The sequence below is a fragment of the Cohnella sp. OV330 genome (assembly GCF_900112065.1).
In the GTDB taxonomy this organism is placed as follows: Bacteria; Bacillota; Bacilli; order Paenibacillales; family Paenibacillaceae; genus Cohnella.
Genome location: NZ_FOKE01000015.1, coordinates 121,609 through 132,410 on the forward strand (window position 1 = coordinate 121,609; position 10,802 = coordinate 132,410).

Consider the following 10,802-nt stretch of genomic DNA (forward strand, 5'->3'; position numbering starts at 1 on the left):
ACGTCCGGATCAAGCAATCGCGAGGTGTCAGCCATGAACGACAACGCTATTCTTGCTTCCCTGCGGGGAGGACTCATCGTATCCTGCCAGGCGTATGCCGGAGAGGTGCTGTTCGGCGCCGACGTCATGTCGCGCATGGCCCTCGCGGCCAAGGAGGGCGGCGCCGTCGGCATTCGCGCCAACTCGCCGCAGGACATCGCCGAGATCAAGGCGCGGACGGCGCTGCCGGTCATCGGCATCTGGAAGGAGCGCTACGCCGACTCTTCAATTTATATAACGCCGACGATGCGCGAGATCGCGTCGGTCTGCGACGCGGGCTCGGACATCGTCGCGATTGACGCGACGGATCGGCCGAGGCCCGGAGGCGCGCTGCTGCCGGCCTTGATCGCCGAGACGCGCACGCGCTATCCGGAGGTGCTGCTCATGGCCGACGTGTCCACGTTAAAGGAGGGACTTGAAGCCGAGCGCCTCGGCTTCGACATCGTCTCGACGACGCTGTCGGGCTACACGCCTTACAGTCCGGTTCACGACGGGCCGGATCTCGCTCTCGTCGGCGAGCTCGCCAAGGCATTGCGGCTCCCCGTATTCGCCGAGGGCCGCATCTCGACGCCGGAGCAGGCGGCGGCTTGCCTGCGAAGCGGCGCGTACGCCGTCGTCGTCGGCAGCGCCATCACGCGGCCGGAGCTCATCACCAAGCGGTTCGTGGATCGGATCGTCCGCTCCGCGATATCGGGTTGAGCGGCTGCCGGCCGGCTGCGCTTCCCTGGACCATCGCATATTGAAGGAGGAGATCGCGCATGCAAGCGGCGCTTGGCATCGATATCGGCGGGACGCATATCAAGTCCGGCGTCGTGACGGCTGAAGGACAGGTGTTGGCCGGCCGCGCCGTGCCGACGGAAGCCGACGCGGGCGGGGAAGCGGTCCTCGCCAAGCTGCTCCCGCTCGTGGAGGAAGCGGCCGAGATCTGCGCCCAAGCGGGCGCGTCGCTTGGCGGCATCGGCGTCGGCACGGCCGGCCAGGTGAACAAGCGTACCGGCCGCATCGCCGGCGCGACGGGCAATCTGCCGGGCTGGGCAGGCATTCCCCTGGTCGAGCGGCTGGGCGAGGCGAGCGGCGGACTGCCGGTCGCGGTCGACAACGACGTGAACATGATCGCGCTCGGCGAGAGCTGGCTCGGCGTCGGCGCGAAGTACGGCGACTTCCTGTGCGTCGCGCTCGGCACGGGCATCGGCGGCTGCCGGATCAAGGACGGCATGGCCGATCTTGGCCGGGACGGCTATGCAGGCGAGCTTGGACATATGATCGTGCAAATGGACGGGCTCCCTTGCACCTGCGGCGGGCGGGGGTGCTGGGAGCAGTATGCATCGGTGCCCGCGCTGATCCGGCTTGCGCGCGAGCGGGGTCTCCCTGCGGAGCAGACGCAGCCGATCGCGCTGTTCGAGGCCGCCGGGCGCGGCGATCCCGCGGCCTCGGCCGTCCTGGACGCGTACGCGGAGCGGCTGTCCGTCGGTCTTGCGGGCTTGATCCATATTTTCAATCCGCCGGCCATCGTTATCGGCGGCGCCGTCTCTGCGCAGGGCGAGGCTCTGCTGAACCGGATCCGCGCGCGTACCGAGGCCAAGATCATGCCCGTCTTTCGCGGGCCGGGCGGGGTCGACATCGTCGCCGCGGGACTCGGCGATCGAGCCGGCTTCATCGGCGCGGCCCGACGGATGCTGACCGACAGTCGAGGCTAGCGATGCGGCAGGCCGACAGTCGTGCGGCTAGCAAGGCAAATTAGTTTTTAACGCTTATCATAACATCCATGATTCCCCGCAAAAGTTGCTGTACGGCTTCAAAGCCAAGCATGCTTTTGCGGGGTTATTTCGTGATGTCCGAAAAGGGGGTGAGGCGGGATGCGCCGGCTCTGAGGGACGCGATGCCGTGCCGGCGCAGGCAGTCGGAAGACGGAAGTGGAAGACGGGAGTCGGAAGTCTGAAGTTTGCAGGGCATCTACCAAAGGAGGCTTTAAGATGATGATTAAACGTCTCGCGCATGTCACGCTTTGCGCCGGCTTGCTCGCGGCAGCCGGCCTGGGCGCCCTCGGCGCCCCCTCCGCGGCGAACGCGGCAAGCCCAAATCTGCTCGCGGGCAAGTCTTATACCGCTTCAAGCGCGGCAAGTTCATCGTATCCCGATAGCGGCGGGGAGTTGACGGACGGCATCTATGCGACGCCTCTGCTCGCCAGCGCCGGATGGCAGGGTCGGCTCGGCGCCTCCGGCGCTACGACGTACAGCTTTACGGCGGACCTGGGCACCGCCCGGACGTTTCAAAGCTTCAAGACGGACTTCTTCAAGTATACGGGCGGCTCCGTAGAGACGCCGGTACAAGTCGCCTACCAGTATTCGAGCGACAATTCGACCTATTCGACGGCTTGTACCGTAAATCAGCAGGGAGCGGGCGTCGATATCGTTTCGGTACCCTATGCTTGCGGCGCCGCTTCGCCAATATCGGCGAGATACGTAAGGGCGACGGTCACGGGTGCGGCCGGCAAGTGGTCGTTTATCGATGAATGGGAAGTGAACAAACCGGCAGGCGCCGCGGTGCCGCTGCTCTCGGGCTCCTTCCTGCAGCCGGATCTGGGCGATGCGTGGACGAGCGCGCAGTGGACGACCGAGTTCCAGCGGATGGAGGAGGTCGGCATCGATCACCTGTTCCTTCAGTGGTCGGCCAACAGCAAGTCGCATACGGCGGTCTATCCGACGGGGCTGAGCGGGTATGCGCAGAACACGTCGGCCGATGTCGTCGCCAAGACGCTCGCGATGGGCAATCAGTTCGGCGTGGACATTTATATGGGGCTGCAGTTGAACGAGGACTGGTTCGTTAACTACACGAATAACGCAACATGGTTAAATAACGAAGCCGCCGTCGCGCAGTCGCTTGCGCAGGATCTGTGGACGAAGTATGGGTCTAATCCATCCTTCAAGGGGTGGTATCTCAGCTTCGAGGTGGACAATTGGAACCTGCCGACGTCGAACGAATGGGCGAAAATGGCGACCTTTTACGATACGGTCATCGACGCGCTGAAGACGCTGACCCCGAACCTGCCTGTCATCGTATCGCCTTTCTATAATACGGCGGGCGGCTTGACGACATCCGGCTGGCAGACGATGTGGGAATATATTCTGTCCAATGCCGCCATCGACGTCATCGCGCTCCAGGACGGCATCGGCGCGGGCCATGCCACGACCGCGCAGCTTGCCGCCTGGTTCGGCGCCACTAAAGCGGCCATAACTAACGCGCGGCCTGCGACTGCGCTTTGGGACGACGCGGAGACGTTCAACCTGGACTTCAAGCCCATGGATATCAAGCTTCTGAAGGACGATCTCGCGGCCGTACAACCGTACGTATCGAAGTACACCAGCTTCAGCTTCAACCATTACATCAGTCCGCAGCAGGTCAATCCGCTTTATTTCACGACATACAAAAGCTACTTCCAGACGGGAGCGGTAGACGCTTCTTCGCCTACGTCGCCGACTGGCCTAACCGCGACGTCGCCGAATTCGATGACCGTGCAACTCAACTGGACCGCATCGACTGACAATACGGGCGTCGTCGGGTACAAGATTTATCGGAACAGCGAATTGGTATACACCGCCTATACGAATGCGACCGGTTTTACGGACGGTCAACTTGCCCCTTCCACTGCCTACAGCTACGCCATCCGTTCGTTCGACGCCGCCGGCAACGAATCCGCCTCCTCGTCGACCGTCTCCGCGACCACGGCGGCGGGCACCGTCTATTCGACGAACCTCGCCGCAGGCAAATCCTATACGGCCTCGACGGCCGCGGACGCGAGCTATCCGGATACGGGCGCAGCCGAGCTGACGAACGGCGCCTTCGGAACGGCGACGTATACGGACGCCGCTTGGCAAGGGCGCAATACAGGGTCGGCATATTCGTTCACGATCGACCTGGGATCCAGCAAGACGATCAAGGAAGTGTATGCGGACTTTCTTCAAGTCAAATCCGTATACGTGCTGCTGCCGGCCTCCGTCACGTTCTCGGTATCCTCGACAGGCGCTTCCTATACGCCCATCGGCACGGTATCGAAGCCGGCGGTCGGCAGCGCCGATCAGACGAAGAAGTATCGGCTCACCGATCTTACGGGGGTTACGGGCCGCTACGTGAAGGTCGAGGTGACGCCCGCGAGCAGCGCATGGACGTTCATCGACGAAGTGCAGGCCCGTAACTAAGGTTCGGATCGGGGAGTTGCCTTGTCGCGTGCTGCGTGCTGCGTATTGCGACGCGAGTCCGGCCGTGCTATAATGTTCGGGTATGTCCATTAACTCTGGAGCCGCATGCGTTCCAGGGCAGAAGAGGTGAATTCTAAGATGAAAGAAGCCATCCACCCGAAGTACTCCGTCACGACGGCTACGTGCGCTTGCGGCAACACGTTTGAGACCGGTTCGGTTCGCCCGAACATCAAGGTCGAAATCTGCTCCGCGTGCCATCCGTTCTTCACCGGCAAGCAAAAGTTCCTGGACGCCGGCGGCCGGATCGACAAGTTCAAGAAGAAGTACGGCATCTAATCGAAGCCGTATCATCACGAATAGAGCGCAGCCTCCCTCCGCATCCTAACGGATACGAAGGGAGGTTTTTTCATGCTTAAGCCAACGGGATTCCGCCTTAATATGCTGCTGGCTGCCGCGCTTCTCGCGGCCTCGCTGCCGATCGCCGGCTGCGGCGTTTCGGGCGGCTCGAACAGCAGCTCCATCAAGCAGCAAAGCTATGCGGACGATGGCCTGCTCGGCCGTACAAGCAGCTACCCGCGCATTCCCGGGCGCCATATGGCGCTCAATTACGACAACGACTACAAGATGATGTCGACGACGATCAAAAACCTGAACGGCGTGGCCGGTTCGCAGGTCACCTTCAACGGCGCCGACGCCTACGTGACCGTAAAGCTGAAGCAGGGGCTTGACGCCAAGCAGCGGCAGACGGTGGAGAGCCAGGCGACGACCGTGCTCCGTTTCAATTTCCCGAGATACAACATTCACGTGAGTACGGTCGGCGGCCGTTAACATCGGCTTACGTCGGCGCCCGCCGAACGAGCGGTCGCTCTGATTCGTCGGGCGCCGCCGACAGGGAACGATTCCCGCGCGGAGATATGCCGGACTTAGTTGCGCCTGACGACGATATTCGTTATACTAGGTCATGCCGTGCTAGATGGGGAGGTAGCGGTGCCCTGTCACTCGCAATCCGCTATAGCGAGATCGAATTCCTGTTTGAGGTCATGCCACGCAGTTCCGGCTTCGTCCCGGCGCGTTGATCGCAGGGTCCTTCGCGAGGGACGCCCATGAACCCGGTCAGGTCCGGAAGGAAGCAGCCGTAAGTGGTCACGTTCTTGTGCTGAAGGGTAGCCCTTCGGGAGCGTACGAACGAGGTACGGCTGGATGGCATCGATCGAGGGCAGGTGCACGGTCCTTCATTCGATGACGATTGTTTCATATCTCAATATCAACACACCTCAGCGTAGACAGAGCTGCGCCGAGGTGTGTTTTTTTATTTTCTGCGTAAGCGTATTCCAACGCGAGAGGGCGGGCGGCGCGAGCGGTTAAAGGTGGCAGAGCGGAGGGGAAGCATGGGGGACAAGAGGCAGCAGCAAGGAGCAGTGAGGGCGGTCGTGCAGTGGCGGGGAGATTCCCGCGCGCGTCGGGATCACTTCGTGCGATTGTTCGCGGATCGGATGCTGGCCGACGAATGGACGGGCGTCCTGCTTCTCGATGCCGATTTTCGGATCGTGGAGGCGAATCCGATGGCGGGCGGCATATTCGGCGGCGACCGGTCCGCATGGGCCGGTCAGCCGGCGGACGTTTGGGCCGAGACGCTGGGCTTGCCGCTGCCCTTCGGGCGCTCTCTTCTTCAAGGAGAAGCGTTTCGCAACCGCAAGCTGGCATGGTCCAAAGACGGGGTGTCCCGGGAAGTCGTCGTCGACGGGGACGCGCTCGTCTCAGGCGGGGAAGTAATCGGGGCCTATCTGCTTTTCCACGACGTCACGCCTTGGATGATGCTGGAAGAGCAGGTGCGCCGTTCGGACCGGCTCAAGATGATCGGACAGGTCGCGGCGGGAACCGCGCATGAGATTCGCAATCCGCTTACGGCGATCAAGGGCTTCGTCCAATTGATGAAAAAGTCGTTCGACGAGCGCCAGATGACCAAGGAGCAGGAATATGCGCATATCGTGCTGTCCGAGCTGGACCGCGTGCAGGAGCTGGTAGGCGAATTTCTGCTGCTCAGCAAGTCGAAGGAGACGAAGCTCTCCTCGATGCGTCTCGGCTACGTGATGCGGGAGATGATGCCGATGCTGCGCAATGAGGCTACGCTTCACGACATCGTCCTCCTGTACGAGACCAAGCCCGATCTGCCGCCCGTGCTCGCGGACAAGGAGATGCTCAAGCAGGTCATTCTGAATTTGGGCAAAAACGCGATCGAGGCGATGGGCAAGGGCGGCCGTCTGCTCATTCGCGAACGGCATGGCGGGCCCGCGCTCTCCGGCTTCGTCGCCGTCGAAGTGTGCGACTCGGGTCCCGGCATTCCCAAAGCTGCGCTCGACCGCATATTCGATCCCTTTTATACGACAAAAGAAAACGGAACGGGACTCGGCTTGTCCATTTGCCAGCGGATCGTTCACGATCTGGGCGGGAGGATCTCGGTCGCCTCCTCGGAGGCCGGCACGGTATTCACCGTCTTGATCCCCTGCGTCCCTTCCGGCCCGGGCGGTCAAGCATCCGGCGGTGGAGCGTTTCCCCGCGATGATGTATAATAAATAGCAATACACCACAGGCAGGAGCGACTTGGAATGGCCCATATGGCATTGTACCGTGCCTGGCGTCCCCAGACGTTCAAGGACATGGTCGGGCAGCAACATATCGTCCAGACGCTGCAGAACGCCATCCGGGAAGACCGGCTGTCTCATGCTTATCTTTTCAGCGGTCCAAGGGGCACGGGCAAGACGACTGCGGCCAAGGTATTGGCCAAGGCCGTCAACTGCGAGCGCGGCCCCGCGACGGAGCCTTGCAACGAATGCGACGCTTGCCGGCGGATCACGTCCGGCGCGGTGATGGACGTCGTCGAGATCGACGCTGCCTCCAACCGGGGCGTGGAGGAGATTCGCGACATCCGCGACAAAGTGAAGTACGCGCCGACCGAGGTTCGGCGCAAAGTGTATATTATCGATGAAGTGCACATGCTGACGACAGAGGCTTTTAACGCCCTGCTCAAGACGCTCGAGGAGCCGCCGGCGCACGTGATGTTCATTCTGGCGACGACCGAATCGCATCGGCTGCCGGCGACGATCATCTCGCGGTGCCAGCGCTTCGAGTTCCGCCGCGTGCCGTTATCGGAGCAGGTCGAGCGGCTGCGCGAGATTTCCGGCGAGGAAGGCATCGCGGCCGAGCCGGAGGCGCTGGGCTACATCGCCAGGCTGTCCGACGGCGGGATGCGCGACGCGGTGAGCCTGCTCGATCAGATCGCTTCGTTCACGGGCGGCGAGGTCACGCTCCAGGGCGCGGTCGACGCGACGGGCGGATTGCCCGCCGATCAGTTCGTGCGCATGGCGGCCGCGATCAGGGATCAGGATGCCGCCGCGGCGCTTCGCGAGATCGACGAGATGATGCAGGCCGGCAAGAGCGCCGACAAGTGTCTCGAGCAGCTCATGCATTATTTCCGCGACCTGCTGCTGGCGCAGCTGGCTCCGGATGCCGAAGGGGCGACGGGCCGCGCCGGCGATCCGGCGTCGCTCGCGCAGGCGGCCGCGGGATTTAGCCGGGAGCGATTGTTCGCCGTCATCGATCATCTGAACCGATATCAGACGGAGATGAAGTACGCGGCGCATCCGCAGACGATGTTCGAGATCGCGTTGCTCAAGCTTTGCTCGGACGGCGGCGCGACCGCCGCCGGCGGACAAGCAGGGGCGGCAGCCGCCCCTGCCGCTGCCGGCGGCGCAGACCTGCAGCGCCTTCAGCAGCAGGTGGCCGGCCTCGAGCGCAAGCTCGCGGAGTTGGCGCGTACGGGCGTGGCGGCCGGAGCTGCCGGCGCGGGCGGTTCCGCCGACGCTGGCGGCGGTCGCGTCGGCGGCGCCGGTTCGGCTCGCGGCTCCGCGGGATCCGCCGCGGCGTCGGGCGGCTCGGCCAAGGCGCCGATGCGCGCCCGCGTCAAGGTCGAGCCGTTCTTGGCGGCCAAGGGCTCGCCGGACGCGCTGCAGGCGCTCGGCAAGTGGCCGCAGGCCATGCAGCGGGTCAAGGAAGAGCGCGTGACCGTGCATGCTTGGCTGGTCGACGGGGAGCCGGTGTCCTATGCGGACGATACGATACTCGTCGCCTTCCGCAACTCGATCCACCGCGAGACGACGGAGAAGCCTGCCAACCGGCAGGTGATCGAAGGCGTGCTCAGTGCGGTGATCGGGAGACCGACCCAGCTGGCAACCCTCCTTCAGAAGGAATGGCAGGAGGCGCTCGCATCCGCCGGTGCCGCGGCAGCGGGCAAGGAAGAGCCCGAGGAGTTGCAGCTCGTCCCGGACGACGGCGCCGGCCCGCAGGGCGAACCGCTGATCGACGAGGCGCTTCGGCTTTTCGGAGAAGAATTGGTCGTTATTAGAGAAGACTGAGGAGGACTACAAGATGAACAACATGAACCAAATGATGAAGCAAGTAAAGAAGATGCAGGAGCAAATGCTGAAGGCCCAAGAAGCGCTTGGCGAAAAGACGATCGACGGTACGGCTGGCGGCGGCGTCGTGACGGTATCCATGAACGGCCACAAGAAGCTGTTGAACGTGACGATCAAGCCTGAAGCGGTCGATCCGGAAGACGTCGAAATGCTGCAGGATCTGGTGTTGACCGCCGTCAACGACGCCCTGACCAAGGCGGACGAGTTGGCGAACGCAGACATGGGCAAATATACGGGCGGAATGAAGATTCCGGGCTTGTTCTAAGCGAGGAGCCTGATTCTTGTTCTATCCTGAACCGATCGCCAAGCTGATCGAGTCCTTCTCCCGCCTGCCGGGCATCGGTCCCAAGACGGCGGCCCGGCTTGCGTTTCACGTGCTTCGGATGAAGGAAGAAGACACGATCGATTTTGCGAAGGCGCTGGTCAGCGTCAAGCGCAATCTGACGTACTGCTCGATCTGCTGCAACATTACCGACACGGACCCCTGCCGGATTTGCTCCGACAAGACCCGCGATCCTTCCGCGATTTGCGTCGTGCAGGAGCCCAAGGATCTTGTCGCCATGGAGCGCACGCGCGAGTTCGGCGGCTATTATCACGTATTGCACGGGGCGATCTCGCCGATGGACGGGGTAGGTCCCGACGATATTCGCATCAAGGAGCTTGTGCAGCGCCTTAGCGACGAACGCGTGCAGGAGCTGATTTTGGCGACCAACGCCAACATCGAGGGAGAAGCGACCGCGATGTATCTGTCCAGGCTGGTGAAGCCTTTCGGCATCAAGGTGACGCGCATCGCGCACGGTCTTCCGGTCGGCGGAGACTTGGAGTATGCGGACGAAGTGACGCTCTCCAAAGCGCTCGAAGGGCGCCGCGAGCTTTTCTGAAGCGCCGCTTACCGCTTGAATTTTTAATAAAATATTTGCGAAAGAGCGCCTAAAGGCGCTTTTTTCTATGCTTGCCTGATTCTGAATGCCGATTCTGTGACATATAAATGGTATCGGGTTGTCCTTCACGGACGCTTGACCACACAGGAGAGGGAGCGGTGAGCAATGCTGAAGGGGAGACGGGACAGATTGGCGGCGCAGCAGCGCATGTCCGAACGGGAACGACTCGTGGACGAGGTTCGTCTGGCCGAGGCGGAGTGGAGGCAGGCGTGCGTTCGCTTCGACGATGCGCTGGGCGCAGATCAGGTCGACTATGCCATCTATCTGCTTGAAGCGGCCGAGCAGAAGCTCGACATGACGCTTCGGCGCGCGCGCATGCACTGGCATGCGGACCAAGCCGCACAGCTGCCCGAGTTTCGCATGGAGTCTGCCGTAGTCGGAGGAGAGGGCGCGTGAAGACGGTATGGCTCATCATGCTGGTCGTCTCTACAGCCTCCCTGCTGCTGCTTCTCTTGCGAAGAAGCGCTCCGGGAGGCTGGCTTTTGCGGTTCGGTACCCATCTGGCGTTAGCGGCCTTCGCGATCTATGCGCTTAATTTCTCGGGCTGGATCAGCGGATGGCACGTGCCCTTGAATCCGGCGACGATCGGCGCGGTGACGCTGCTCGGGCTGCCTGGCGTCGCGCTCGTACTCGGCCTGCAGCACATGCTTGTTTTATAATGCAAGAAAAAGCGCGAAACGCATTGACGAGCCATGCCGAGATGTGTTAAATTAATTTTCGCGCCTAAGAGCGGCGGCCGAGCGGTCGTCGGAAAGAAAGCAAACTTCCAGAAAATATGGGTTGCATCGGATTAGGCGAGTGTGATATATTATTCAAGTCGCCGCTGAGAGGCCGCCGAGCAAGAGGCCGAGAGCGAAGACGAGATTGCTCCTTGAAAACTGAACATCGAGCGTTAAAACAAACGGACGCTGAAGCCTTTCGGGGCGGAAGCAAAAGTTATACCAGCAATAAAATGAGCAAGTCGAACTACCCTTTATGGAGAGTTTGATCCTGGCTCAGGACGAACGCTGGCGGCGTGCCTAATACATGCAAGTCGAGCGGATCTCTGATGGAGCTTGCTCCTGAAGAGATTAGCGGCGGACGGGTGAGTAACACGTAGGCAACCTGCCCTGAAGACCGGGATAACATTCGGAAACGAATGCTAAGACCGGATA

General features: G+C 61.9%; 11 protein-coding genes, 1 rRNA gene and 1 other RNA gene. All 13 read left to right on the forward strand.

The window, feature by feature from the left end:
* The first annotated feature begins 33 nt into the window (after positions 1 to 33).
* The gene (locus tag BM235_RS28525) at positions 34 to 738 is read left to right on the forward strand and encodes an N-acetylmannosamine-6-phosphate 2-epimerase (protein ID WP_090117664.1); all 705 of its coding nucleotides are present in this window, start codon (positions 34 to 36) and stop codon (positions 736 to 738) included.
* Positions 739 to 797: 59 nt separating this feature from the next.
* Complete coding sequence (locus BM235_RS28530; RefSeq protein WP_090117665.1) at positions 798 to 1,736, forward strand: ROK family protein; 939 nt, start codon at positions 798 to 800, stop codon at positions 1,734 to 1,736.
* Between the two features lie 276 nt (positions 1,737 to 2,012).
* Positions 2,013 to 4,235, forward strand: coding sequence for a DUF4434 domain-containing protein (locus BM235_RS28535; protein WP_090117666.1), 2,223 nt, complete (start codon positions 2,013 to 2,015; stop codon positions 4,233 to 4,235).
* 138 nt (positions 4,236 to 4,373) lie between these two features.
* The gene (gene rpmE, locus BM235_RS28540; protein ID WP_090117667.1) at positions 4,374 to 4,571 is read left to right on the forward strand and encodes a 50S ribosomal protein L31; all 198 of its coding nucleotides are present in this window, start codon (positions 4,374 to 4,376) and stop codon (positions 4,569 to 4,571) included.
* A 72-nt stretch (positions 4,572 to 4,643) separates the two neighbouring features.
* Positions 4,644 to 5,063, forward strand: a complete 420-nt coding sequence (locus tag BM235_RS28545; protein WP_090117668.1) for a hypothetical protein — start codon at positions 4,644 to 4,646, stop codon at positions 5,061 to 5,063.
* A 136-nt stretch (positions 5,064 to 5,199) separates the two neighbouring features.
* Positions 5,200 to 5,463, forward strand: an RNA gene (ffs, locus tag BM235_RS28550) — signal recognition particle sRNA large type.
* A gap of 160 nt (positions 5,464 to 5,623) precedes the next feature.
* A complete protein-coding gene (locus BM235_RS28555) occupies positions 5,624 to 6,805 on the forward strand; it encodes a two-component system sensor histidine kinase NtrB (RefSeq protein ID WP_090117669.1) in 1,182 nt (393 codons plus the stop codon).
* 36 nt (positions 6,806 to 6,841) lie between these two features.
* The gene (gene dnaX, locus BM235_RS28560) at positions 6,842 to 8,647 is read left to right on the forward strand and encodes a DNA polymerase III subunit gamma/tau (RefSeq protein ID WP_090117670.1); all 1,806 of its coding nucleotides are present in this window, start codon (positions 6,842 to 6,844) and stop codon (positions 8,645 to 8,647) included.
* 13 nt (positions 8,648 to 8,660) lie between these two features.
* Entirely contained in the window at positions 8,661 to 8,972 is a 312-nt protein-coding gene (locus tag BM235_RS28565) for a YbaB/EbfC family nucleoid-associated protein (RefSeq protein WP_090117671.1), read from the forward strand.
* A 16-nt stretch (positions 8,973 to 8,988) separates the two neighbouring features.
* On the forward strand, positions 8,989 to 9,588 hold the full coding sequence (gene recR / locus BM235_RS28570; RefSeq protein ID WP_090117672.1) for a recombination mediator RecR: 600 nt from the start codon (positions 8,989 to 8,991) through the stop codon (positions 9,586 to 9,588).
* Between the two features lie 165 nt (positions 9,589 to 9,753).
* Positions 9,754 to 10,044: a DUF2508 domain-containing protein gene (locus BM235_RS32255; RefSeq protein ID WP_177244299.1), complete on the forward strand. Its 291-nt coding sequence runs from the start codon at positions 9,754 to 9,756 to the stop codon at positions 10,042 to 10,044.
* Complete coding sequence (locus BM235_RS28580) at positions 10,041 to 10,307, forward strand: pro-sigmaK processing inhibitor BofA family protein (protein ID WP_255374642.1); 267 nt, start codon at positions 10,041 to 10,043, stop codon at positions 10,305 to 10,307. The genes BM235_RS32255 and BM235_RS28580 overlap by 4 nt, the downstream gene beginning before the upstream one ends.
* Before the next feature lie 313 nt (positions 10,308 to 10,620).
* A 16S ribosomal RNA gene (locus tag BM235_RS28585) occupies positions 10,621 to 10,802 on the forward strand; the annotation flags it as partial.

Excerpts from the sequence above, each read along its gene's own strand:
- BM235_RS28525 (WP_090117664.1), top strand. The coding sequence starts at position 34 with ATGAACGACAACGCTATTCTTGCTTCCCTGCGGGGAGGACTCATCGTA.
- BM235_RS28530 (WP_090117665.1), top strand. The coding sequence starts at position 798 with ATGCAAGCGGCGCTTGGCATCGATATCGGCGGGACGCATATCAAGTCC.
- BM235_RS28535 (WP_090117666.1), top strand. The coding sequence starts at position 2,013 with ATGATGATTAAACGTCTCGCGCATGTCACGCTTTGCGCCGGCTTGCTC.
- rpmE (WP_090117667.1), top strand. The coding sequence starts at position 4,374 with ATGAAAGAAGCCATCCACCCGAAGTACTCCGTCACGACGGCTACGTGC.
- BM235_RS28545 (WP_090117668.1), top strand. The coding sequence starts at position 4,644 with ATGCTTAAGCCAACGGGATTCCGCCTTAATATGCTGCTGGCTGCCGCG.
- BM235_RS28555 (WP_090117669.1), top strand. The coding sequence starts at position 5,624 with ATGGGGGACAAGAGGCAGCAGCAAGGAGCAGTGAGGGCGGTCGTGCAG.
- dnaX (WP_090117670.1), top strand. The coding sequence starts at position 6,842 with ATGGCCCATATGGCATTGTACCGTGCCTGGCGTCCCCAGACGTTCAAG.
- BM235_RS28565 (WP_090117671.1), top strand. The coding sequence starts at position 8,661 with ATGAACAACATGAACCAAATGATGAAGCAAGTAAAGAAGATGCAGGAG.
- BM235_RS32255 (WP_177244299.1), top strand. The coding sequence starts at position 9,754 with ATGCTGAAGGGGAGACGGGACAGATTGGCGGCGCAGCAGCGCATGTCC.